The sequence below is a fragment of the Thalassospira sp. MCCC 1A01148 genome, assembly GCF_001613795.1.
In the GTDB taxonomy this organism is placed as follows: Bacteria; Pseudomonadota; Alphaproteobacteria; order Rhodospirillales; family Thalassospiraceae; genus Thalassospira.
The window spans coordinates 1,161,381-1,184,059 of sequence record NZ_LPVZ01000020.1 but is presented as its reverse complement, the minus strand read 5'-3'; the positions used below and the strand labels follow the sequence as shown (position 1 = coordinate 1,184,059).

23 protein-coding genes are annotated in these 22,679 nt (G+C 54.8%); 9 read left to right on the top strand and 14 right to left on the bottom strand.

Annotation, left to right across the window (positions count from 1 at the left end):
* Positions 1–53 precede the first annotated feature (53 nt).
* On the top strand, positions 54–701 hold the full coding sequence (locus AUQ43_RS14855) for a 5'-methylthioadenosine/S-adenosylhomocysteine nucleosidase (RefSeq protein ID WP_062956982.1): 648 nt from the start codon (positions 54–56) through the stop codon (positions 699–701).
* Between the two features lie 36 nt (positions 702–737).
* Here AUQ43_RS14855 and AUQ43_RS14850 read toward each other — a convergent pair whose 3' ends face one another.
* From AUQ43_RS14850 to AUQ43_RS14830, 5 genes are all read right to left on the bottom strand, one after another.
* Positions 738–2,405: a thiamine pyrophosphate-binding protein gene (locus AUQ43_RS14850; RefSeq protein WP_062956981.1), complete on the bottom strand. Its 1,668-nt coding sequence runs from the start codon at positions 2,403–2,405 to the stop codon at positions 738–740.
* Positions 2,406–2,646: 241 nt separating this feature from the next.
* Positions 2,647–3,207, bottom strand: a complete 561-nt coding sequence (locus AUQ43_RS14845) for a polysaccharide biosynthesis/export family protein (protein WP_062956980.1) — start codon at positions 3,205–3,207, stop codon at positions 2,647–2,649.
* Positions 3,208–4,410 carry an outer membrane beta-barrel protein gene (locus AUQ43_RS14840; RefSeq protein WP_062956979.1) on the bottom strand — a complete coding sequence of 401 codons (1,203 nt, stop codon included), beginning with the start codon at positions 4,408–4,410 and terminating at the stop codon, positions 3,208–3,210. It abuts the gene before it with no gap.
* A complete protein-coding gene (locus tag AUQ43_RS14835; protein WP_181838543.1) occupies positions 4,410–5,075 on the bottom strand; it encodes a sugar transferase in 666 nt (221 codons plus the stop codon). Before AUQ43_RS14835 ends, AUQ43_RS14840 begins: the two co-directional genes overlap by 1 nt.
* Positions 5,076–5,248: 173 nt before the next feature.
* Positions 5,249–6,217, bottom strand: a complete 969-nt coding sequence (locus tag AUQ43_RS14830; RefSeq protein ID WP_062956977.1) for a response regulator — start codon at positions 6,215–6,217, stop codon at positions 5,249–5,251.
* Between the two features lie 147 nt (positions 6,218–6,364).
* Here AUQ43_RS14830 and AUQ43_RS14825 point away from each other — a divergent pair, with 147 nt between their 5' ends.
* The 3 genes from AUQ43_RS14825 (at position 6,365) to AUQ43_RS14815 (ending at position 9,629) form a co-directional block, all read left to right on the top strand.
* The gene (locus AUQ43_RS14825; RefSeq protein WP_062956976.1) at positions 6,365–7,552 is read left to right on the top strand and encodes an EAL domain-containing protein; all 1,188 of its coding nucleotides are present in this window, start codon (positions 6,365–6,367) and stop codon (positions 7,550–7,552) included.
* Between the two features lie 90 nt (positions 7,553–7,642).
* The gene (locus AUQ43_RS14820; protein ID WP_232310693.1) at positions 7,643–8,122 is read left to right on the top strand and encodes a hypothetical protein; all 480 of its coding nucleotides are present in this window, start codon (positions 7,643–7,645) and stop codon (positions 8,120–8,122) included.
* Positions 8,123–8,153: 31 nt separating this feature from the next.
* Positions 8,154–9,629, top strand: a complete 1,476-nt coding sequence (locus AUQ43_RS14815) for a sensor histidine kinase (protein WP_062956974.1) — start codon at positions 8,154–8,156, stop codon at positions 9,627–9,629.
* 79 nt (positions 9,630–9,708) lie between these two features.
* On the opposite strand, the gene AUQ43_RS14810 is transcribed toward AUQ43_RS14815, so the two are convergent.
* From AUQ43_RS14810 to AUQ43_RS14795, 4 genes are all read right to left on the bottom strand, one after another.
* Positions 9,709–10,959 carry a response regulator gene (locus tag AUQ43_RS14810; RefSeq protein WP_062956973.1) on the bottom strand — a complete coding sequence of 417 codons (1,251 nt, stop codon included), beginning with the start codon at positions 10,957–10,959 and terminating at the stop codon, positions 9,709–9,711.
* Positions 10,960–10,975: 16 nt separating this feature from the next.
* Positions 10,976–11,449 (bottom strand): response regulator, encoded by a 474-nt coding sequence (locus AUQ43_RS14805; RefSeq protein ID WP_062956972.1) that lies wholly within the window; start codon positions 11,447–11,449, stop codon positions 10,976–10,978.
* Positions 11,450–11,607: 158 nt separating this feature from the next.
* Positions 11,608–11,820 (bottom strand): DoxX family protein, encoded by a 213-nt coding sequence (locus AUQ43_RS14800; protein ID WP_062956971.1) that lies wholly within the window; start codon positions 11,818–11,820, stop codon positions 11,608–11,610.
* Positions 11,820–12,521 (bottom strand): pirin family protein, encoded by a 702-nt coding sequence (locus AUQ43_RS14795; RefSeq protein ID WP_062956970.1) that lies wholly within the window; start codon positions 12,519–12,521, stop codon positions 11,820–11,822. Before AUQ43_RS14795 ends, AUQ43_RS14800 begins: the two co-directional genes overlap by 1 nt.
* A gap of 140 nt (positions 12,522–12,661) precedes the next feature.
* On the opposite strand from AUQ43_RS14795, the gene AUQ43_RS14790 reads away from it, so the two are divergent.
* Positions 12,662–13,573 (top strand): LysR family transcriptional regulator, encoded by a 912-nt coding sequence (locus AUQ43_RS14790; RefSeq protein WP_062956969.1) that lies wholly within the window; start codon positions 12,662–12,664, stop codon positions 13,571–13,573.
* A 104-nt stretch (positions 13,574–13,677) separates the two neighbouring features.
* Complete coding sequence (locus AUQ43_RS14785) at positions 13,678–14,478, top strand: CbiX/SirB N-terminal domain-containing protein (RefSeq protein ID WP_062957345.1); 801 nt, start codon at positions 13,678–13,680, stop codon at positions 14,476–14,478.
* Between the two features lie 19 nt (positions 14,479–14,497).
* On the opposite strand, the gene AUQ43_RS14780 is transcribed toward AUQ43_RS14785, so the two are convergent.
* Together AUQ43_RS14780 and AUQ43_RS14775 are read right to left on the bottom strand one after the other, a co-directional pair.
* Positions 14,498–15,430 (bottom strand): LysR family transcriptional regulator, encoded by a 933-nt coding sequence (locus AUQ43_RS14780; RefSeq protein ID WP_062956968.1) that lies wholly within the window; start codon positions 15,428–15,430, stop codon positions 14,498–14,500.
* Between the two features lie 91 nt (positions 15,431–15,521).
* Positions 15,522–15,698, bottom strand: coding sequence for a hypothetical protein (locus tag AUQ43_RS14775; protein WP_157088467.1), 177 nt, complete (start codon positions 15,696–15,698; stop codon positions 15,522–15,524).
* Between the two features lie 301 nt (positions 15,699–15,999).
* Here AUQ43_RS14775 and AUQ43_RS14770 point away from each other — a divergent pair, with 301 nt between their 5' ends.
* Positions 16,000–16,449, top strand: a complete 450-nt coding sequence (locus AUQ43_RS14770; protein ID WP_062956966.1) for a PaaI family thioesterase — start codon at positions 16,000–16,002, stop codon at positions 16,447–16,449.
* A gap of 12 nt (positions 16,450–16,461) precedes the next feature.
* On the opposite strand, the gene AUQ43_RS14765 is transcribed toward AUQ43_RS14770, so the two are convergent.
* The 3 genes from AUQ43_RS14765 to AUQ43_RS14755 form a co-directional block, all read right to left on the bottom strand.
* Entirely contained in the window at positions 16,462–16,887 is a 426-nt protein-coding gene (locus AUQ43_RS14765; RefSeq protein WP_084272115.1) for a GFA family protein, read from the bottom strand.
* A gap of 180 nt (positions 16,888–17,067) precedes the next feature.
* Positions 17,068–18,645 carry an aldehyde dehydrogenase (NADP(+)) gene (locus AUQ43_RS14760; RefSeq protein WP_062956964.1) on the bottom strand — a complete coding sequence of 526 codons (1,578 nt, stop codon included), beginning with the start codon at positions 18,643–18,645 and terminating at the stop codon, positions 17,068–17,070.
* 536 nt (positions 18,646–19,181) lie between these two features.
* Complete coding sequence (locus tag AUQ43_RS14755; RefSeq protein ID WP_062956963.1) at positions 19,182–19,913, bottom strand: GntR family transcriptional regulator; 732 nt, start codon at positions 19,911–19,913, stop codon at positions 19,182–19,184.
* 321 nt (positions 19,914–20,234) lie between these two features.
* Here AUQ43_RS14755 and AUQ43_RS14750 point away from each other — a divergent pair, with 321 nt between their 5' ends.
* Positions 20,235–21,320: an ABC transporter ATP-binding protein gene (locus AUQ43_RS14750; RefSeq protein ID WP_062956962.1), complete on the top strand. Its 1,086-nt coding sequence runs from the start codon at positions 20,235–20,237 to the stop codon at positions 21,318–21,320.
* A 36-nt stretch (positions 21,321–21,356) separates the two neighbouring features.
* Entirely contained in the window at positions 21,357–22,673 is a 1,317-nt protein-coding gene (locus AUQ43_RS14745; RefSeq protein ID WP_062956961.1) for a PotD/PotF family extracellular solute-binding protein, read from the top strand.
* Positions 22,674–22,679: the final 6 nt, after the last annotated feature.

Below are 22,679 nucleotides of genomic sequence, written 5' to 3'. Positions count from 1 at the left end.
CCGGCATGGGTGTTTAATCTTCCCGAAATCATTCGAAATTCGGGATTAGGATTATGCGCGGCTACCTTCACAACCTGTCTGGCCATAACGTGCTGTTTTGTATGGCGGCACCGGCGGAGTATGGGGATTTCCTCAAGGCGCGGTTTACGCCGCTGATGATCGGGGTCGGGCCGGTGGAGGCTGCGATCAATCTGACGGCTGCGTTGACCGAATTGAAGTTGGCGGGTGATTTGCCTGATCTTGTGGTGACCTTGGGGTCGGCCGGTTCGCGCACGTTGGAGCAGGCCGAGGTTTATCAGGCGGTATCGGTATCCTATCGCGATATGGATGCGTCGGTTCTGGGCTTTGAGAAGGGCTGCACGCCGTTTGTTGATCTGCCCGCCGAGATCGAGATGGCGTTGCGCATTCCAGGCATCCCCGAAGCACGTTTGTCGACCGGGGCCAATGTGGTGTCAGGGGCTGCTTACGACGTCATTGATGCCGACATGGTTGATATGGAAAGCTTTGCCATCCTGCGTGCGTGCCACAAGTTTGATGTGCCGCTGATTGGTTTGCGCGGCATTTCCGATGGCAAGGAAGAGCTTTCCAAGCTTTCGGACTGGACGGCTTATCTGCATGTCGTTGACGAAAAGCTGGCCGTTGCCGTTGATGCCCTGAAAGCAGGACTGGAAAGCGGCGAGATCAGCATTCCCAAACGCTGATCCCGCTTATTGCATTTTCGAAACAATCAAGAATTCTCAGGTGCCTGCGCGGATTTGATCAAGGGTTTTGATCGGGGTGAGTGCCTGTGGGTCCACCTGGATTTCAAGGATGGCCGGTTTGCCGGAGGCGACAGCGCGGTCAAAGGCCGGGCCGAAATCCGCGGTTTTGGTGACGGTTTCGCCATATCCGCCAAAGGCCTTGGCGTAGGCGGCGAAATCCGGGTTGTGCAGTTCGGTCCCCGAAACGCGACCGGGATAGTTGCGTTCCTGATGCATGCGGATGGTGCCAAACATGCCGTTATTGACCACCAGCGTGATGATATTCGCGCCATATTGCACGGCGGTGGCAAATTCCTGCCCGTGCATCAAGAAACACCCGTCGCCGGCAAGACAGACCACCGGACGATCCGGATGGGCGAGCTTGGCCGAGACCGAGGCCGGAAGGCCATAACCCATCGAACCCGAGGTCGGTGCCAGTTCGGTGCGGTATTCCCGGTAACGGAAAAAGCGATGCAAAAAGGCGGCATAGTTGCCCGCCCCATTGGTGACAATCGCATTATCGGGCAGCTTTTCGCGCAATTCCGCCACCACATGGGCCATTTTGACATCGCCCGGGGTTTCAACCGGGGTGGAAAAGGTGATGTAGTTGGCGTGTGCTGTTTCGATCATTTCGTCGCGGGCCGATCCATCCACCGGTTCCATCATCGCAATCGCACGCAGGAAGGATCGCTGGGACGCATTGATTGCAACATCCGGGCGATAGACCCGGCCCAGTTCATCCGGCCCGCTATATACATGGACGAGTTTTTGTTGCGGGCAGGGGATATCAAGCAGGCTATAGCCGCTGCTGGTCATTTCCCCCATGCGCGAGCCGACCAAAATCACAAGATCACTGTCCTTGATGAACGCGGCCAGCTTGGGATTGATGCCAATACCGACATCACCAATGAAGTGGCTATGCGTGTTGGGGATATAGTCCTGACAGCGGAAGCTTGTCGCAATCGGCACATTGTTACGAACTGCAAACGATTTAAGGTTTTCAGTCGCTTCGCGGGTCCAGCCGCCCCCGCCAACGATCATGACGGGCTTTTCGGATTTCGCAAGGGCATCACGGAAGCGAGAGACATCTTCAGGCGCTGTTTTGGCCTCGACCGGGACGTAGGGTTTGGCATCGGCAACATCGGTGCTTGAAGACAGCATGTCTTCAGGTAGGGCCAGAACCACCGGGCCGGGGCGACCGGATGTCGCGATGTGATAGGCGTGGCTGATATATTCCGGGATGCGGTTGATGTCATCAATCTGCCCGACCCACTTGGCAAGCGGTTCGAACATCTTGCGATAATCGACTTCCTGAAACGCTTCGCGATCGACCATGTCCCGCCCGATCTGCCCGACCAGCAGGATCATTGGCGTGCTGTCCTGATGGGCGACATGCACGCCGGCTGATGCATTTGTCGCACCCGGACCACGGGTGACCATGCAAATGCCGGGTTTGTTGGTCAGCTTGCCATAGGCCTCTGCCATGATGGCAGCACCACCTTCCTGTCGGCAGATGATCGGTTCCATGTCGGGATGATCGACAAGGCCATCCAGCACGGCGAGGTAACTTTCGCCCGGAACAAGAAAGACGCGTTCGGCCCCGTGCAGGGCCAGTTGATCGACCAGAATGCGTCCGCCATGGCGCGTTTCTGTTTTCCCGGACATGTTTCGTGAACTCCGTTGCGTGGGGCAAAGTGGGCTTTTTGAGTTTATCGGTTTGCCATACGGGTTCTGACCCTAATGATGGCGTGATCGCGATTTCATCATGGAAAACGGGCAAAGGTAAAGATGCCAGATCGGCAAAATGGCAGAAAGTCCGACGATGTGTCGAGCAGTTCTAAAATCCCTGCGTTTTGATCGAAAATTCATGGTCGATTATACTGCAAATCTGCCAAATCGTAGTGATTTAGAAGTATCTTTCTGCCACGCGTACGATATCACCGGGCATGACGATGGTGGCGAGCGTTGCCGGAATGACGACGCGGGATGCGTCATGACCGCGCAGGATTTCGATATCGTCTTCATCGCCGCGATAGCTCAGCCCACCGCCAATTGCGATGGCATTGAGCACATTCATGCCCGGCACATAATCATAGGAACCCGGCTGATTGACCTCCCCCATGATGAAAAACGGGCGAAAGGCGACGATTTCAACCGCAACATCGGGATGACGCAAATAGCCATCCTGATAGGCATCATGGATTTTCTGACGGGCCTGATCGGTGGTGAGGTTGCGAACATCAACTTGCCCAATCAGTGCAAGGTTTAACCTGCCCATGGCATCGACCTTGAATTCGCCAGACAGGTCCGGTTCGCCAAACACGGTGACGCGCACTGTATCGCCACTATCCATGACATAAATGGTTTGCGCCGCTGCCATCGGGACCATCACCATGGTCATCAGCATGACAAGGGCGGCATAAAGTTGTGGGAGTCGGGAAATGGATCGGTGCGCTTTTTCGGTCATTTACATCTCCAGCGTGAGGCGGAGGTGGCTTTGCAGGCGTTCATAATCCTCACCAGAGCTGTTTGAATCTCGTTGGTCATAGGCAATGCCGCCTTCGATCTGTGCAAAGCGATTAAGGTCATAGCCGATACCAAACCCCAACTGCGTGATGGTGTCGCGCCGCGTGGTCTGTTGATAGTTTTCAGAGCTGTAGGCAGCGTTGATTGAAAGGCTTAGCCACCGGCGCAGTTCATGGGAAATGCCCGCCCCTGCTTCAAGGGCCAGAATGCCGCTGGCCCCGGTTTGGGTGGTTTCGCGCACGGTGCGCGCGGCATTGAACGTAATGTTGGTCAGACGGGTGACCGACCAGTCAAAATCACCACGCAGCGTATAATCGGCGATGTCGCCGAAGGCCGGGTCGGCATAGGTCTGGCTCATCCGTCCTGCGGCCAGATCAGCGCGGATCAGATCGGTCAGGTCAAGGCGGATACCACCAAGGAGCTGATAGCCAGAAGAATCGCGAACACGTCCGCCATCATCGGGAATACGGTCATATTGGCGCTGGTTGAACGTGACTTCGCCATACGCTTCGCGGCCAAGATCAAGCGGCCAGAGAACACGCAGGGTTTCGCGCAGTTCAAGACGATCACGGTCATCATTGCGGATATGCGATCCGTTGCGCGCCGTGCTGTCCTCGAACGCCAGACGGCGCAGCGAAAACTGTGATTCGTAATGCAAGCCGTTGGTCACATGGCGTCCGCCGATTTGCGCACGGACATCGCGATAGATCACAGGTTCGGTCGCACTTGTCGGGACATCGTTGCTACCCCGCGCGTCATGGCTGCGTTTGATATCAATCCCGCCCTCTATCGAAGTGGTGCCCAGTTCAACACTGCCTGCAATCTCGACAGTGGCATCCTGATAATCGTCGGCCGAAGAGTCGGCAAAAAAGCCGAGCTCGCCACCCGCAGAAAGATGCAGCTGAAAAACCCGCCAGTCGCCTTGCAGGGTCAGGCGCGGGGTCAGGGTTGTGATGACATCGCTGGTCGGGTTGGCATCGCTTTGAAAGATGTTGCTGTCATATCGCGCGCCGGTATCAAGCGATGGTGTGGCCAACAGGCGACCGATCCGAATGCCGCCGGGATCATCGGGCTGATCCATCGCCTGCGCAGCGCCAGGCGTAATTGCCAAAATAAGTGCAACGGGCAGGAAGTATCTGTGCATCAAACCTGCCGCCGATCGCAATGAAGGCAGGGTTTCAGCCCATGACAGGGCCGTTGCCACGGCGCGGAATGCCCCAATGTTTTGAAAGGCAAAGCAAGCGTTCGGATCAGAATGAAGCCATCAAACAGAAGATTTTGACGCCGGATATACTGGCGGTCGCAGGTAATGCGCGCACGTAAATGATCCTCGTTACAAACCGGGCCACGCCAGCCCTGAACCTGTGCCCAGCCGGTCATGCCGGGTTTGATTGCCAGCCGATCGGCGTAGCCCGCGATGCACGCAGTAAAGTTGTGATCATCGACAAGGCTGTGCGGGCGCGGCCCGACCAGCGACATCTCGCCTTTCAGCACATTTATGAGTTGCGGCAATTCATCAAGACCGCTGAGGCGCAACATCAATGTGAACCTGTTTGAGCCGCGAAGTATCGGCGGGGGAACCGCACGACAGGTCCTGTTGCGCAGGGTTCTGAACTTGAAAATGACAAAGGTCTGACCGTGCTGGCCAACGCGTTTTTGAAGAAAAAGCGGTTTGGTAAAGCCCAACCCGAACAGCAACACACCAATAGCAACCAGAACCGGCGAAAGCAGGATTAAACCAAACCCGGCAAGGATCAGGTCACAGGCACGTTTGGCAAATCCATCATAGGCAGAGCGGGGCCAAATCAAGGCCCGCGGCGGTTCTGATATGTCGGTATTCCTGATCAAACCCGATGCCCACCCCAACATGCATCATCCCTGATGTTTCATAACTCAGGGTAGATGGATTGGCGGTATTTTCAAGTTTTTATGGCATGTGTCCTTGGCTGCAAGGTCAGATTTAAGGTCGAAGTTACAGCGCGTTAGCGTAGGGACGGAATGCTTGAGAGCACGGTTTTCATCAGCTGGGGCTGGCGGTTGACACCGGTTTTCGAAAAGATCGTCTTAAGGTATGTGCGCGCGGAACTATGTGAAATCCCGACAAGTTCGGCGGCCTGATCAAGGGCGAGACCTTCGGCAAGTTTCTGGGTCAGTTTGGCTTCAGAACGTGTCAGGCCAAACAGATCCATCAGATCGTCGATGGCGGGCGGGCGCTGCTTGGCCGGATCAACCAGAATGATCATGAAGCTTTGTTTGCCATCGGCTTTTTTCGGGACCCGACGGATCAGAAGCGAGAGTTTTTCACCATCGCGTTCAAGCGAAAAACTTTGATGACTGCGCGGCACAGTCTTGCCCTGCGGTGACAAGAAGCCGGCCAGTCCTTCGGGGTTCGGATCAATGATCAGCTGCCCTTGTGAACCTGATCGCACCAGGGATGATCGACGCAATACATCAGCCCCCTGCGCATTCAGGTGCAGGATATTAAGGTCTGCATCAACGGCAATCACGCCCAGCTCAAACAGATCAAGGAATTCCGTTGGCAGGGTATCCTCGTTTTGGCCAAGGCGGCTTTTGATTTCAGCGTCGATGTCATCGAGCATCGTTTCGAGCATGGTGGGCTTTGGATAGAAGCGAAACACGCCCAGCTCGTTTACCGCAAGCAGTGCCGATTGCAGATCAGCATACCCGGTAAGCATCAAGATGATCAGGTCCTTGCGTGCCTTGCGCAGCTCTGCGGCAAGTTCAAGTCCGGTCATGCCGGGCATGTGAATATCAAGGATGACAGCCGCGATATCAGCATCTGCCGTAATGGCATCGCGTGCGGCAATCGGATCATTGAGAAAGACACCCTCCCAGTCCGGGCGCAGACGGGCAAAATTGCGGCGATGGGACGACAGAAGGTTTTCGTCATCATCAACAAATGCAAGTCGGACCAACTTGTTGGCCGTCATTAAAACTGCCCTCCACAAATGGGGATGTCGGAGAATGGCAGTCTGACACTAATCTTCGACGCTTCAAAGCCTGCTGTGCGTCGACGGCGCATTTTTGCATGGCTGACTGAGATGGTTTTTGCGGTAATCCGCGTTCGGAGAAGTCCTGTGCAGGATCAGGTTGAGATACAGCGCCCCGTCATTCTGATGGTCGATGATGATGAAAAGTTGCTCGCAGCGGTACGTCGTACCCTGTCGGGGTGCTTTGAATTCGTGACCTACACGGATGGGCAGGCGGCACTGGGCTGGCTTGCGCAGAACCACACGCGGACCGATCTGATCATTGCCGATCTGGTGATGCCCGCCCTTGATGGTATTACGTTCCTTAAGCAGGCAGCGCGTCTGGCACCGAACATCCATCGGATGCTGTTGTCAGGCAATGTTTCAAGCCTGTCTTTGCGCGAGGCCATCAATCAGGCGATGGTATCCCGTGTGCTGGCCAAGCCGGTTTCGGTCGCGACGCTCAAGGAGGCGATTGATCGCATTCTTAAAACCAATCCTGGCGTCAAAAGCATGCCGATCGGTCCGTCGGCCCATATGGTCAACAATGCGATTGATCGTGCTGACTTCCATACCGTTTTGCAACCGCGTTTCCGCGCAAGTGATCTTGGTCTGTGCGGTGCAGAAATCTTGTGTCGCATGCCGTCGCTTGAAAAGGAATTCGGGATCGACGAGATCATCGAATCCTGCCAGGACAATCCGGTCATCAACCGTCTTGGCAGTCAGTTGATGGCGATCATGGTGGATCAGGCACCGCGTTATAGTGCGCTTCTGGGCGACCAGGCCAATATTGCGGTCAATTTGTCGGCCTTTTCGCTCAAGACGCCGCAATTCTTTGAACTGATCATCCGGTTCTATGAAAAGATGCGGATGCGCGGTGTGAATGTGTCCTTTGAAGTTCCCGAAAAACAACTGTTGCCCAATGATCTTGAAATGCTGGCAAGTGCAGCGCGCTTGCGCGAGCGCGGCATCGGGCTTTTGATTGATGATTTCGGATCGGGCAACAACTCGCTGCATCTGCTGCGTCATGAAGTGTTCGCCGGGATCAAGCTTGATCGCAATCTGGTGCGCGGCATCATGACCGATTTCCTTGATGATGCCTTTGTTGAATGGATTGCACAGGTCTGTTCGAAAATGGGTCTTTCGATTTCGGCCAAGGGGATTGAAAGCGCGAAAGTGGCAGAAAAACTTCAGGTTTACGGTATAACGGAACTACAGGGGTTTCATCTTGGCGCACCGGTTCCGCTCGAACAGTGGGAAGAAACTGCAATGACGTCGCTTCGGGCGTCAGGCTGATCAATATGTCGTCAAATTTCCGGTAATCCGGGATTGAAAAACGTTAGCTGGCGACCACTCTGTATATGCATGTGATGGAGCATGAAAACGATGATGAAAAGTGCACTTGAACGGATCGTTGTTGCGGTCGCATTGTTTGGTTTCTTTGCTGGTCCGGCATGGGCAGACAGCATGCTTTCGATGACCAGGGCCGATGGCAAGACGGTTCAAGTCACCCTGCAGGAACTGATGGATTTGCAGGCCACTGAAATCAGCACCTCGACCGAGTGGACCGACGGCGTACAGACATTTCGGGGTGTGGCGTTTGACCTGCTGTTTGATACCTATGGTCTGAACGCGGAAACCGTTCGTGTTTCAGCACTCAATGATTACAGCGTCATGGTACCGGCCAATGTCCTGCGTGAAGATGGTGCCATTCTGGCCTATCATCTGAATGGCGCGGAGATGTCGGTACGCGAAAAGGGACCGTTCTGGGTGATCTTTCCCTATGATGCCGATGAACAATTTCAGACTGATACTTATTGGGCTTATTCCGTCTGGCAGGTAAAGTCGGTTGATGCAGCGAATTAAGTCGTTCTTTTTCAAGACGTCAGGCAGGGCCATGTTTATCGCATTGGTCCTGTTTGTTGCGATTTATGGCGTTTTTTCCACCGCCATCGTCCGTCAGCTTGACGACGAGCGCTTCAAGTACCGCGAAAATTTCGTTTGGGCGGTTTTCCAGGTTCAGCGTCAGTTTCTTGTTGTTCAGCGCGATATCGAGGCCGCACTCGGTCGGGTTGGTTTGACCGATGATGCGGTCGATGAGGTGTTGCTGGAATATGAAATTCTGGTCAGCCGCGTCTACTTGCTGCGCGATGGGGACGGGTTCGAAATCCTTTTTACGGTGCCGGAAGTTGCTGAAGCAATCAAACAGCTGGAGGTCCAGATCGACCAGATCGATGCTGCGATTGCGGTGATCAACGATCCCGAAGAAAAACTGACCGTGTTGTATAGCTTGCTTGAGCCGATGAACGAGGATTTGCAGCAGGCTGTGGTGCGGACCACCAACTTTGTCTCTGTATACAACGCCAACAATATTTCGGTCGTGAAGCGTGACATTCAGATTCTTTCCTATCTGTTCTTTGTTGGTGTGATTGTCATGGTCGCCCTTGGCGGGTTCATGATTCGGCAGCGTCAGAAGATTTTTGCGGCTGATATGGCCGCCCAGAAGGCGCGGCAGGAACAGGAAGTGATCGAGGAAGCCGCCGACTACGCCAAGATGCACGCCCTTGGGACGCTGGCAGGCGGTGTTGCCCATGAAATCAACACACCGGCGCAATATATCCAGAACAACCTTGAGTTCCTGTCAGACAGCTTTTCCGATCTTGTCGGGGCGATTGAGCGCAAGGATCCAAACGAACCGCCGCGGCTTAATCTTGAAAAAGACAAGGTCGACTTCATTACCGAAGAAGTACCCATGGCGATTGATGAAAGCATTCAGGGTCTTAACCGGATTGCCGAGATTGTCCGGGGCATTCGCAAGTTTGCCCATCCAACGACTGATGCGGTCGAGCTGATTTCGATTTCAGAGGAAATTGAGACTGCCGTTACCCTGACCCGAAACCAGGTCAAGCATATCGCTGATCTGGATGTTGTCATGCAAACGGATGTTACTGAAGTCAGCGGCCGCAGAAACCATCTGTCGCAGGCGCTGATTAATCTGATCGTCAATGCATCCCAGTCCATTCGTGAAAGTGGACAGCGACGCGGCCGGATTGAACTGGCGGTTCATTCGGATGATGACAATGTCTATATCCGTTTGCGTGACAACGGGTCCGGCGTGCCACAAGAAATTAAGGAACGCATTTTCGACTACTTCTTTACCACCAAGGAAAGGGGGGTCGGCACCGGGCAGGGGCTACCGATTTGCCGCAAGCTTATTCAGGATGATTTCAACGGTGACCTGACATTGTCAGCGGACTATGCCGACGGTGCAGAATTCATCATTCGGTTGCCCAAGCCCGATAAGGCAACCATGGATAAAGCCAATGCAGATATTCTTGACGGGCCCAGCGACCTTAGCAGCCTGTTGCGGTAAGTAACCGAGATAACTGATTGAAACACCCAGCCACCTTCGCCAGCCATGTTTCGGGCAAATCGTTTGTCGCCACCTGATTTCAGGATGCGCCCTGCCAGATGGCCCCGTGTCTGGCACGTTTCAGAGAGACATGCTTCTCGGCGCAGGCGCGTTCCCAGACGGGCCATTCGGTGCCAGCGCCGCATTTGGTGATATAGCTGCCTGCCAGATCATATTTTTGTGCCCATGCTGCACCATCAATACCTGTCTTGCGGGCAAAATATTGTGCCGCATAGACAATCAGAAGGCTTTCGGAATTTGCAGTCGGGGCCGCTTCCGGTCGGTGATGAAACGCGATGTTTTCAATGACCTGATGGGAAAAGCCCCAACGGGCACACAGGCATGCTGACACAGCCGGATGGGCAAAGCCCATTTCGCTGATTTCAGCTGATATGATGTCGCAGTTATCGACGTCTGCAAGATGGCGGCTGGCCATATGTTTGTCGGGCACGGCGCGGGCAGTGAAAGCATCGCCGATGTGACACAGAAGGGCAGCGGCACGGATCTGATCGACGGAGTTCGGTTCAAGGTTGCGAAGTCGGGCAATTTCGGCCGCCATCAAGCCAAGGACAAGGGGACGATGAAGGTCAACACTGATCTGCTTGCCATCAATATTGTCAGGTTGTCCCATTTCGCACCACAGCACACACAGTGCCTTGATGGTTTCGATGCCCAAGATTTCAAGAAGTTTGATGAAGCTGTGATGGCTATCCCCGGGGATGAGTTGTTCACGCTGGGCAAGCTCATTGGCCAGCGCCGTTAATGCCGGGTGGTCCTTTGCGAAAGCAGTAAGTTCGGCCTGGCTGCTGGGACCGCTGAATTGCAGTATCGAATGCAGGCGACGAAAGGTCGTTGGCCAGATCAGATGGCCAGGAACGATGGAAAGCAGATTAACCAGATACGGGTCGCGCAGATATATGTTCATGATCAGGCCGCGCTCGGCGACCTGAATGATGTTGCTATCGCTGCAGGGTTTGGCCAGGAAATGATGGGTGGCGGCAGCGCCATTCTGAATGGCTGTTTGATCGGCAAAGCCAGACAACAGAATGCGCGATGTCTGGGGCCACCGTTCTGCGACGATCCGCAGGAACTCCGCCCCGTCCATCGACGGCATGCGCATGTCGGAAATGACGACGTCTGCCGGCTGTTGTTCCAGTCCCAACAACGCCTGTTGCGCACTTTCATAGAAGCGCATTTTCCAGTTCGGACGCCGTGACAGCATGCGTCGTCGCAAGCCCCTTAGGACATAGGGGTCATCATCAACAAATATGATCGATGCGTTGTGCGACATTTCTTTTGACGTCGTCTTATGAGATCGCGGCCGAAAGACTGGCCGCGTCACACGGTTTGCTCAGCACGATTGATACGCCAACGGATTTGGCTTCTGTGTTGAGTTCAGCGTTATAGAAGCCGGTCAGCATGATTTTGCGTGTGCCTTCGGCATTCTTGATTTCGCGGCGCTTTATTTCATACAGCATTTCGATGCCCGACATGCCCGGCATCATGTAATCCATAATGACCACGTCATAGGGGGCCTGTTTGCGCCCGGCCTCAGCCAACATCTTAAGCGCAGTTTCACCATTGTCCGCGACATCGATGTGCTTGGCACCCGCGCTGCGCAAGATCCGGCGGACCGAGAAACGCAGTTCGATGCTGTCATCGACCAGCAAAAAGCGCTTCTCTGCGTTTTGTTTGCCATCGGCATTGTCGCCCTTGCAACGGCGCAGGCCGTTGGCGATTTCAATATCATTCTGGCTGTTTCTGGGTGATGCGACATTCATGAGCGGTTACCGGGTTGAACTGTAAACGGGTAAATGTGGTGACGGTCGCTATCTTTGCGGTTTTCTGCTTTTGGCAATATCCCCAAATGGGGAGACACATAAGCAAAACGGGCTGCACCCGGGGCAGCCCGTTAAGAATGTTCACGAAAATGACGCGATTACTGGAATTCACGACCAGTCTTGCGATCGGCCGAGAATTTTCCGCCGCCCTGAATGACGACTGACAGGGCAGGCAGACCCCACATCAGGGGCCTTTCAAATCCGCCGTCGTTCCAGAAAGAGCCAGCTGGCACATGGGTTGAGACTGCAATCGCCATGAAGACAAGGATGCCTGCTGCCACCGGTCGGGTCAGAAGCCCGACCGTCAACATCAGGCCGCCATGTCAAACAAAAGGGCTTCGGCGTTGCTGGCATCGGCAAAGACGATTTCGTCTTCTTCTTTGATGGCCACACCGTCACCGGCACTAAGGGTTTCGCCATTCACAGTCAGATTTCCGCGTGCGACTTGTATCCACGCGATCCGGCCTTTTGCGATGTTGTGTTTTGCTGTCTCACCGTCGCTCAGATGGGCAACGTACAGATCGACGTTTTGGTGAATGGTGATCGAGTTTTCACGACCATCACGGCTACCGATCAGGGTCAGGCCTGATCCGGTGTCATGTCGGGCGATCTCCTTTTCCTCGTATCCCGGTTCCAGACCCGCAGCTTCGGGGATGATCCAGATTTGCAGGAAATGCACAGGATCGCTTTTCGAATGGTTGTATTCGGAATGGCGAATACCAGTGCCTGCCGTCATGCGCTGCAGTCGGCCGGGGTGAATTACAGATCCGTTGCCAATGCTGTCCTTGTGTTCAAGGGCACCATCAAGAACATAGGAAATGATTTCCATATCCTTGTGGCCATGGGTGTCAAAACCGGCACCGGGAATGACCCGGTCTTCATTGATCACCCGCAGCGGGCCCCAGCCCATGCGGTTCGGATCGTAATAATGACCGAACGAAAAGGTATGATTGGAATCCAGCCAGCCAAACTGGGCACGGCCACGGGTGTCTGCATCTACCTTGATAAGCATGGTCTACCTCCATGAGGGTGTCTGTTGTTGGAGGCAGAATACCCTTTTCAACAAAGGAGACAATTCGTGTAATAATCGCCATTGTGTTGCATTATATGCAACAATCGAGGCTCAATGAGGCGTGAACGGGAATAAAGGCCGTGGATAAACTGGTCAGTTTGCAGAATTTCGTGCGCGTGGTGGAAGAAGGCAGCTTTGCCGCGGCCGCACGTGCCATCGGGCAATCACGTTCCCAGGTCAATCGGGCGGTGGCCGCCCTTGAAGATGATCTTGGGGTTCAGTTGCTGAACCGCACAACGCGCAAGGTATCTGTCACGCCCAGTGGTCAGGCTTTTTATCAGCGGGCCAAAGTCATTCTGGCGGATCTTGGCGATGCCGAGGATTCCATTCGTGAACATCGTGATCGCCCCTCAGGCGATATCAGGATCAATGCCCCAATGTCCTTTGGCACGCTGCATCTGGGACCGGCATTGGTTGATTTTGCGCGGGCATATCCGGATATTCGCGTCGATTTGACCCTTGATGATCACTTTATTGACCCGGTCGCAGACGGGTTTGACATGACCGTGCGCATCAGTCGACCGACCGATACCCTTGCCCTGATTGATCATGAAATCGTGCCGATGCGCCGCGTGTTGTGTGTCTCGCCCGAATTTATCAGAACCCATGGGGAGCCGACCGACATTCGTGATCTGGCGCGTATGCCATGTCTGCATTACGGCAATCTGCCATCTGGTGCGCGGTGGAAAATGACCGGACCTGACGGGCCGGTGGCCATTCAGGTCAATGGTACCTTTTGCTGCAATAACGCCGAAATTTTGCGCGATGCCGCTCTGGCCGGTTTGGGTATTGCCGAACTGCCAACCTTTATCGCCGGGCCGGAACTGCAAACGGGCCAGTTGGTGAGCATTCTATGCGACTATGCACCCGATCCGTTGACGCTGTATCTTCTATATCCGCCCAGTCGCCAGTTTGCCGCGCGTATTCGGTTACTTGTCGAATTCATTCAGGATCGTTTTGGCGATCAACCGCGATGGGATCTTGTTCAGTAGTCTTGCCCTGAAAATTCACTGCATTCTGGTCATCTAGCGATCCAGACGGTTGCATGACGCGTATATCAAACTACGCTCTAATGTAAGCAATTATGGTGACTGGCATGACTGATTTCGAAATGCCGACACTGATGATGGTGTCCCATGGCAACAGCGGTAACGGCGGCGACCCGGCGGGCGACCTTGCCAGAACGATTGCGCCTGACTGGAACGGTCTGGTCAGCCATGGCTATATGCGAAGCCAGCCTGCGGTCAGCGATCAGCTTGAAATGCTCAAGGCATCTGGCGATGCCGACCGCCTGATTGTTTTCCCGCTTTTCTTTAGCGAAGGCTATCTGGTGTTCGAAGAACTGCCGTCCAAGCTGCATGAGGCAGGACTGAGCGACAGTGTCATTTTGCCGCCTGCGATCAATCTGCCCGGCTTTAGCGAAATGATCGCCGCGCGGATCCATGCCACGGCGCGCAAGCGGGACTGGGATCTTGCAGATACCTCTGTCTTCCTTGTGCCGCACGGCCTGAAGACCTTGACGCAATCCTTGCCCGAAACCGTGCGTCTGGCAGACCGGTTAGGCCGGATTTGTGTCGGGGCGGAAATTTGCATTGGCAATGTTGAAGGATCACCATCGCTTGCCGATTGGCGTGATATTGCTTCACACCGTCAGACGATGGTTATCCCGATGCTGGCCGGTGGCGGGACGCATGCCCGCGACGATCTGCCTGAACTGATCGATGCCAAACCCAACGAAATGATCGAGGTCCTGCCGCCCATCGGGCAGTGGTCCGAATTACCCGGCCTGGTTCTGGATGAAGCCGAGCGACATGTCGCACGGTTTGGCGGGACAGCTGTGCCCCTGGGGCCGACCGGACAGGATTTGTGGGCGGAACGGGCGCAACGTTCGGCCTGACAAGCAGGAATAGCCTTGATTAACCCAAAACCGGTTTGAAGCGGGTTTCACCCGATTTTCGCAGAAGGTAATCGCGAAACAACCGTGCTGCACTGGTCAGGTTGGCATCACCCTCATGGGCGATGAGCAACTGGCGTTTGGCCCAGTCGTCGGCAATTGGGGCGCCGGCGATATTCATATGGCCCAGATATCCCGCGACAGAGCTTTTGCGCAAAAAGCCGATGCCAAGACCGGCTGCAATCATCTGACGTAGCGATCCAAAACGCACCACGCGAATGTGCGGGTGCATGTCGAGTTTTAATTTGGCTGCGGCTTCTGAAATCAGATCGTCAATCACCCCGCCTTCAAACAGCGAAATGATGTCGTATTTCGCGGCTTCAGAAAATTTCACGGGTTTTGGATTGTCGGCATTGGGGATCAAAGGGTGGCCCTTGGGCGTCACCACCCAGATCGGATCATCACAAAATACATCATGGGCCAGACTGCCAAGCGGACTGTTATCGGCCAGAATTGCCAGATCAGCGCGACCTTCACGCACGGATTCAGCACTTTCGCGTGACGTCAGTTCGCGAACATCGACCGTGATATGTGGGAAATCGCGTTCAAAATCGGCCAAAAAGGACGGCAAGCCGGTCAGGATCGCCGAGGTAACAGTGGCAAGATAGATTTTGCCCTTTTCACCGGCGTTGAAATCGCGCAATTCATTGGAAAGATGGTTCAGGTCGCCCAACAGCTTTTCGCCGTAACGGGCAAAGATCGCGCCTTCTTCGGTCGGTTCGACCCCGCGTGGCAGGCGGCGCAAAAGTTTGACGCCCAGCATGGCTTCAAGTTCGCCAATGCGGCGTGAAACAGCCGAAGTCGCGATATGTTCGCGCCGGGCGGCTTCATTGATGCTTCCGGCGCGCACGATGGCGACAAAAAGCCGGATGGTCACAATATCAAACTTTTGCATGGAACCGTTGTCGGTGGTTCAACCCGAAGCGTCAAGCAGTTTGAGGGTGCGATGATTCAAGGACCGTCGCACCAACCTCAAACGAGGGGAATTAACCCTCAACCTGACGCCATGCCTTGTTCCAGTCCGCAGTCAGTTCTGCGTGGTTCTTGGCCTGGGATGCTTTCATGATCACGGCAACCTGAAGGGCGCGCACAAGGCTGGTGAACCAACCGATACGGACTTCACGTTCAATGCTGGTTGCGTCTTTATAAGCAATCGTCGTCATGGCTTTAATCCTTTGCGACATCGTCTGTGTCTGGGGTGATTTCAGAAATAGCAAACGCCCCTGCCTGCGACTATTCTCGTTTCACCGCTATCCCGTTCTTGGTTGGAGAACGGTATATTTAATGTATTGAAAATAATACGTTATTTTATGTTGCGCCGCGCAACACTTAGGCAGTTCCGCGAAAAACAGGATTGGATTGGCGGGCTTTGGTGCCATCTGACGCGGCGACTCAACGCTGTTTTCGGGCGATACAGATTTCTGTTATAGCTTGGGAATTCTTGATCACAGAGGTGGCCCGTAAATGACCGGTTCGAATGATAATCTTGCCTTTGAGCAGGCTCATGGCAGCGGCTTGCAGGATCATCTTGGCTATCGGTTGGTGGAATGGGCCGAAGACCATGCGGTGATCGAACTTGATGTGCAAAACCATCACTGTAACCGTGCGGGAATTCTGCATGGCGGGGTTTTGACGACCCTGATGGATACGGCGTCGGGATATGCGATTTGTTTCTGCCCGGTGCCGGGAAATGTGCGCAAATCCCTGACCCTGTCACTGACTACCAATTTTCTGGGCATGGCAAAACAGGGCGTGGTGCGTGTGGTTGCCCGCAAGCAGGGCGGAGGGCGTAAGGTGGTATTTACCGAGGCAACTGCCTATAACGCGGCAGGTGATGTGATCGGAACATCGACCGGTACATTTAAATATCACCGTGGCAGCGAGGATCCGGCCGGTGTGCCGCGCGATGCCTGAGATGGCTTCAGTTCAGTTTTGCGGTTTCCAGTTCGGCTGCGCTGGAAAGGAAATGACGTTCTCGTCAAGCTGGTCCCAGTGGGGTTTGTCCCGCTCGAAAACAACAACTTCAATGCCCAGCCCGGACGCATCATCCATGGTGCCAAGTGTCAGGGTTATGTGGTCAGGGGTGCGCGTGTTTGTGCCATAGACCGGACTGCCGCAGGTTGCGCAAAACGCTTTGGTCACCTCCGACCCCTTGCCTGACAGGTATTTGAACTGGGACACTTTCCCCGTCACCGAAACGGCATCGGACGGGAACATTGCACCAACTGTATGACCGGTACCGCTTAGGCGACGGCATTCTTCACAATGACATTGTGCGACAACTTTCGGCTGTCCGTCCGCGATATAGCTGACGTTTCCGCAAAGGCACTTTCCGGTGTATTTCTTGTTCATGGGCCAGGCTCGCTCTGCGGTTTGGGCGGTGTTTTACGGTTTACGACACCCATGGTAGCGGCGCATAGATCATGACGGCATACAAAGTGCATACAAAGTATCGTGATCATCGCTGGCCCAAAAAGCAAAGGGGCGCGATAGCCAAACCGCGCCCCTTCAAAATGTGTCATCTCTGACCGGTTAGCCTGGCATCTGCCATTTGCCATTGACCAGACGCGGGATGTTCAGCGGGTTGGCATCCTTGATCGGGTCGGGCAGCAAGGCATCCGGGAAAGCCTGATAAGAGACCGGACGGATGAAACGCTTGATGGCAAGCGAGCCGACGGAGGTCGAACGCGAATCCGTACTTGCCGGATACGGGCCGCCGTGGACCATGGAATGGCAGACCTCAACACCGGTCGGCCAACCATTGATCAGGATACGACCCGCACATTTTTCCAGTGCCGGACGCAGGGCAGCGGCGGTATCGGCATCGCCATCGACCATGTGGATGGTCGCGGTCAACTGACCGATCAGGGTGGCGGACAGCGAAACCATTTCTTCGACCGAGTCACATTCGACAATGATGCCAGCCGGGCCGAACATTTCCTCGGCCAGTTCCGGATTGGCTTTCCAGTCAGCTGCCGTGGTGCGGAAGATCGCCGGGCTGCCTTCAAACTTGCCATCAGAGTCACGGCGTTTCAGCGCGCAGGTAACCTTGCCATGTTTGGTCATGGCGTCGGTCACTTCGTGATAGGCGCTTGAGACACGGTCAGTCAGCATCGCGGTGCCGCCAATCTGGCCGAGCTCGCTTGCGGCGGTATCGACAAAGGTATCAAGATCCGCACCCTTAAGCGCGATCAGAAGACCCGGGTTGGTGCAGAACTGGCCCACACCCATGGTGAGTGACGCCACCCAGCCCTTGGCAATGTCGGCGGCCTTTTCACCCATTGCCTTGGGCAGCAGGAAGACCGGGTTGTTCGAGCCCAGTTCTCCATAGAACGGGATCGGTTCCGGGCGTGATACGGCAATATCAAACAGCGCACGACCGCCACCGGTCGACCCGGTAAAGCCAACGGCCTTGATCAGCGGATGGGCGACAAGTGCCTGACCAACCTTGCGCGTACCGCCATGAATCAGGCTGAATACGCCTTTGGGCATGCCGGTCTTTTCCACGGCTGCTTCAATGGCCTTGGCAACGACTTCTGAGGTGCCCGGATGGGCAGCATGGCCCTTGAAGACAACCGGGCAACCGGCAGCCAGTGCCGATGCGGTGTCACCGCCCGCGGTCGAAAACGCCAGCGGGAAGTTCGAGGCACCAAACACACCAACCGGACCAAGCGCCTTGTTCATCACGCGGATGTCGGGCTTTGGCAGCGGCTGACGATCAGGTTGCGCGGTTTCGATACGGGCTTCGAGCCATGAACCTTCTTCGATCCAGTCCGCAAAGAAGCGCAACTGACCAACAGTACGACCGCGCTCACCGGTCAGGCGTGCTGCGGGCAGGGCCGATTCAAGATTGCCGATTTCGGTAATCTCATCACCGCGTGCATCAATTTCATCAGCAATAGCGCGCAGGAACCCGGCACGTTTGGCCGGAAGCATGGCAGCGAATTCTTCCGCACAAGCCTGTGCCGCGGAAACGGCCTGATCAACAAGTTCCTCGGTGCCGTGCTGGAACTTCGTCGGGAGCTTGTCACCCGTCGACGGGTTGTCTGCCTGAAATACATCCGGGCCATCGAGCCATTCGCCTGCGATGTAATGCTTTCCACTTAACATGTGGGAGTCTCCTGTGGGGTTAAGTCCTGTACCTGATGTGACTGCGCAGTTCTGTCCAACCTGAAAATGCAACCGGCAAAAGCGGGCAGGAACAAGCCAGATGGCGCAGTCTGATAAACTGGGCGCAGCTTAGATTTTCAAACTGGCGATGTAAACATCATACAATATGATAATAACAGATGCCGTCGCGCAACCAGCAAGCGCGGACCATAACAAGCCAAAATCAAAATTTCGAATATTTTATACAAAATATATCAATCGATTGAATATATTAGAAATTCCATCTCGCATCTTGATTTACGTAGCTGAAGAAAGCTGATCGCAGGGTGAGTGCGGACACAGCGCGATGAGACATCATCGCGGCGCAATTGTAGGTGATTGCGGTGGTTCTCCAGGATTTCCGGTCTGTTTTACAGCGGACAACCAGATATGACTTTCCGTTGGCCGGAAAGGTGAGGATTGCTCACAAATGTCAACCTGGCCCGTTTTGCGGGCCATTTGTGTTTTGGGTGTATTTTTGCTGGGTCTGGCTGGTGTCAGCTGGCTTCGGATGTTGGCACGCGGCCAAAGATGCTGGCGAAGTCGGTCTTGCCGGGTTTGGGGCGCTGTAATTGCAGGCGGTCGCGGATGGCGTCAAGGTGGCGCGACATTTCCGCGGCGGCGACGTCGGGATCACCGCTAAGCAGCGCATTGAGCAACTGGTCATGTTCGCTGTGCGAGCAATCAACAGGCTGCGGGCTTGCATACATGGCAATAATCAGCGACGTGCGCAGGATCAGGCGTTCGAGAAATTCCTCGATTACCAGGTTGCCGCTAAGACGTGCCAGCAGCAGATGGAACTCGCCCGACAAAATGATGGCCGCGCGATGGTCGCCGCGATGATGGGCATCATGTTCGCGATCCAGATGCGCCTTGATCTGTGCGGCGCGTTCATCGGTCATGCTGGTCGCGACTTTGCGCGCAACGCCATCCTCGATCATGCGGCGTGCGGAAAAGACCTCGATGGCTTCGTCAATGGTCGGTTCGGCGACAAAGGCGCCACGGTTGGGAACGAGATTGATCAACTTGTCATGGGCAAGCTGCAGAAAGGTCGCGCGAATGCGTGCGCGGCTGACGCCAAAGGTCTTGGCAAGATCTTCCTCAACCAACTTCATGCCGGGCTCCAGACGGCGATCAAGGATCGCGTCGAGCATCTCGTGATAGATCATTTCCTCCGGGCGCAGTTTGTCACTGCCTTTATAGCTGCCGGTTTGGTCGGCCTTGCCCATCGTGGCGATACTTTCATTACTTATGTCTGTTGGGTGGTCATTTATTTCTACAAAATTGTTGACGATTTGCACAATAAAAACTGGCCATCACCTAAAGACCAGCAAATATGATGATAAAATGTGCGCTGCAACATAAATGCACATTTAATGCGCATCCTGTGGCCAGAAAACGGGCAAACAACCAGTCATCACGGAATGCAACGGTTTCGCCGTGTCAATGGGACTCGCTGAAAAACTGCCAATGAAAACAAGTGGCACGCATCTTGCCTTGGATCGCTGACATGATTGTTAACAATTTTGCATGCAGCGACGGGTGAGCGGATGACGGGTAACGGGGCCATTGAATTAATTGCTGTCACGAAATTCTATGGCAGCACACAGGCAGTTAAATCGATTGATCTGCAAATCCCGGCAGGGGCGTATTGCTGCTTGATCGGCCCGTCCGGGTGCGGCAAATCCACCACATTGCGCATGATTGCCGGTCACGAAGTGATCAGCGAAGGCGATCTTCTGATCGGGGACCGCAATGTTACCGAATTGCCGCCGGTCAAACGCGGCACGGCGATGATGTTTCAGAATTACGCGCTTTTCCCGCATATGACATGTGCGGAGAACGTCGCCTTTGGCCTCAAGATGCAAGGTGTCTCCCCATCGGATCGTAAAGATCGGGCCAAAGAGATGCTGGCCCGGGTCCATATGGAGCAATTTGCAGATCGCAAGCCCGACCAGCTCTCTGGCGGGCAGCAACAGCGTATTGCGCTTGCCCGATCCCTGATTACCGAGCCATCCGTTCTTTTGCTTGATGAACCGCTTTCCGCCCTTGATCCGTTCCTGCGGGCGCGCATGCGTGACGAGTTGCGCCGCCTGCAGCAGGAGCTGGGCATTACCTTTGTCCACGTTACACACGCGCAGGACGAGGCATTGGCCCTTTCGGACATGGTTGTCGTGATGGAAGACGGGATCATTCGCCAGAAAGGCACCCCGCACGAAATCTTTAACCAGCCCAAGTCGCGCTTCATCGCCAACTTCATGGGCGGTCAGAACATTTTCAAAGGCACGGTTTCGGAATCCGGTCCGGCGGGCACCTTGCTTGCGCGCGGTCCGGACAGCTTCCTTCTGCCCGGCTTTGCCGATGGCAAGGCGGGCGAAGAACTTGAATTCACCATTCGTACGGACCTGATCGGTTTGGACGAAACGCCACCTGAAGACTGCAAGAACGGGCAAATCCCTGTCGAGATCACGACGGTCGAATATCTCGGCCTGTGGGTGCGCATTGTCGCCACCACAGCCGACGGCAAGGAACTAACCCTAATGAAGACCGAAAGCGAATTTCGGCAGGCACCGGTCAGGCGACTGGACAAATTCATCGCCTATTGGAAGCCGGAACATGCACATGTTCTGGCCTGAATGAAATAAATCAACAAGCTATCAGGAGTGCTTCACATGACGATCGAAAAGAAAGTTTCGAAGACATCTATTGAGACGGAAACCGGCGTTTCGCGCCGTGGTTTCGTCAAGGGTGCCGCTGCTGTTACCGGTGCTGCCATCGGTTCGGGTGCGATCACCGGCTTCCCGACCATCTGGGCCCAGAACATCAAGAACGTCACCCTGCGTCAGTTCGGTACCGGTGTTTCAAACATCAACGCCGTTGCCGACAAGGTCAAAGAAGATCTTGGTTTTACCCTTCAGATGACTGCCCTTGATTCGGATGCGGTTGCCCAGCGTGCCGTGACCCAGCCGAACTCGTTTGATATTGCCGATATCGAATACTGGATCTGTAAGAAGGTCTTCCCGGCCGGCACCATGCAGCCGATGGATACCACCAAGCTTAAAAACTATCAGTACATCTCCAAGCTGTTCATTGATGGCAAACTGACCCCGGATTCAGAGATCGCGCAAGGTACCGCGCCGCATACGGTTGGCTTCGTTGAAGGTGCCGACAGTGTCGAGTTTGCATCTGCGCCGACCCAGTGGATGACCCTGATCCCGACCATTTATAACGCAGATACCCTTGGTATTCGCCCTGACCTGATTGATCGCGAAATCACCAGCTGGGCCGATCTGCTTGATCCGGCATTCAAGGGCAAAGCATCGATCCTGAACATTCCGTCGATTGGCATCATGGATGCGGCGATGGTGTGTGAAGCCATGGGCGAAGTCACCTATGGCGATAAGGGCAACATGACCCAGGAAGAAATCGACAAAACCATCGCGGTCATGATCGATGCCAAGAAAGCTGGTCAGTTCCGCGCCTTCTGGAAGAGCTTCGATGAGTCGGTCAACCTGATGGCATCTGGCGAAGTTGTCATTCAGTCCATGTGGTCGCCGGCCGTTGCTGCTGTGCGTTCCAAAGGCATCGCCTGCAAATACCAGCCGCTTAAGGAAGGTTATCGCGCATGGGGTGGCGGCATCGGTCTTGCCAAGCACCTTTCGGGTCTCGAGCTGGAAGCAGCGTACGAATATATCGACTGGTACCTGTCGGGCTGGGTTGGTGCGTATCTTAACCGTCAGGGTTACTACAGCGCAGCACCGGAAACAGCGAAGAAGTTCATGTCCGAAGACGAGTGGGGCTTCTGGATGGAAGGCAAGGCTGCCGAAGGCGACATCCTCAGCCCGGACGGCAAGGTCATGGAAAAAGCGGGTGCTGTTCGCGATGGCGGTTCCTACGAGGAGCGTATGGGCTCGGTCGCGTGCTGGAACTCCGTCATGGACGAGAACAAGCACATGGTCCGCAAGTGGAACGAATTCATCGCAGCATAATCTGCG

What these genes read in the sequence shown, in the direction of transcription:
- AUQ43_RS14855 (WP_062956982.1), top strand. Translation starts at nt 54, where the DNA reads ATGCGCGGCTACCTTCACAACCTGTCTGGCCATAACGTGCTGTTTTGT.
- AUQ43_RS14850 (WP_062956981.1), bottom strand. Translation starts at nt 2,405, where the DNA reads ATGTCCGGGAAAACAGAAACGCGCCATGGCGGACGCATTCTGGTCGAT.
- AUQ43_RS14845 (WP_062956980.1), bottom strand. Translation starts at nt 3,207, where the DNA reads ATGACCGAAAAAGCGCACCGATCCATTTCCCGACTCCCACAACTTTAT.
- AUQ43_RS14840 (WP_062956979.1), bottom strand. Translation starts at nt 4,410, where the DNA reads ATGCACAGATACTTCCTGCCCGTTGCACTTATTTTGGCAATTACGCCT.
- AUQ43_RS14830 (WP_062956977.1), bottom strand. Translation starts at nt 6,217, where the DNA reads ATGACGGCCAACAAGTTGGTCCGACTTGCATTTGTTGATGATGACGAA.
- AUQ43_RS14820 (WP_232310693.1), top strand. Translation starts at nt 7,643, where the DNA reads ATGATGAAAAGTGCACTTGAACGGATCGTTGTTGCGGTCGCATTGTTT.
- AUQ43_RS14815 (WP_062956974.1), top strand. Translation starts at nt 8,154, where the DNA reads ATGTTTATCGCATTGGTCCTGTTTGTTGCGATTTATGGCGTTTTTTCC.
- AUQ43_RS14810 (WP_062956973.1), bottom strand. Translation starts at nt 10,959, where the DNA reads ATGTCGCACAACGCATCGATCATATTTGTTGATGATGACCCCTATGTC.
- AUQ43_RS14805 (WP_062956972.1), bottom strand. Translation starts at nt 11,449, where the DNA reads ATGAATGTCGCATCACCCAGAAACAGCCAGAATGATATTGAAATCGCC.
- AUQ43_RS14800 (WP_062956971.1), bottom strand. Translation starts at nt 11,820, where the DNA reads ATGTTGACGGTCGGGCTTCTGACCCGACCGGTGGCAGCAGGCATCCTT.
- AUQ43_RS14795 (WP_062956970.1), bottom strand. Translation starts at nt 12,521, where the DNA reads ATGCTTATCAAGGTAGATGCAGACACCCGTGGCCGTGCCCAGTTTGGC.
- AUQ43_RS14785 (WP_062957345.1), top strand. Translation starts at nt 13,678, where the DNA reads ATGACTGATTTCGAAATGCCGACACTGATGATGGTGTCCCATGGCAAC.
- AUQ43_RS14780 (WP_062956968.1), bottom strand. Translation starts at nt 15,430, where the DNA reads ATGCAAAAGTTTGATATTGTGACCATCCGGCTTTTTGTCGCCATCGTG.
- AUQ43_RS14775 (WP_157088467.1), bottom strand. Translation starts at nt 15,698, where the DNA reads ATGACGACGATTGCTTATAAAGACGCAACCAGCATTGAACGTGAAGTC.
- AUQ43_RS14770 (WP_062956966.1), top strand. Translation starts at nt 16,000, where the DNA reads ATGACCGGTTCGAATGATAATCTTGCCTTTGAGCAGGCTCATGGCAGC.
- AUQ43_RS14765 (WP_084272115.1), bottom strand. Translation starts at nt 16,887, where the DNA reads ATGAACAAGAAATACACCGGAAAGTGCCTTTGCGGAAACGTCAGCTAT.
- AUQ43_RS14760 (WP_062956964.1), bottom strand. Translation starts at nt 18,645, where the DNA reads ATGTTAAGTGGAAAGCATTACATCGCAGGCGAATGGCTCGATGGCCCG.
- AUQ43_RS14755 (WP_062956963.1), bottom strand. Translation starts at nt 19,913, where the DNA reads ATGGGCAAGGCCGACCAAACCGGCAGCTATAAAGGCAGTGACAAACTG.
- AUQ43_RS14750 (WP_062956962.1), top strand. Translation starts at nt 20,235, where the DNA reads ATGACGGGTAACGGGGCCATTGAATTAATTGCTGTCACGAAATTCTAT.
- AUQ43_RS14745 (WP_062956961.1), top strand. Translation starts at nt 21,357, where the DNA reads ATGACGATCGAAAAGAAAGTTTCGAAGACATCTATTGAGACGGAAACC.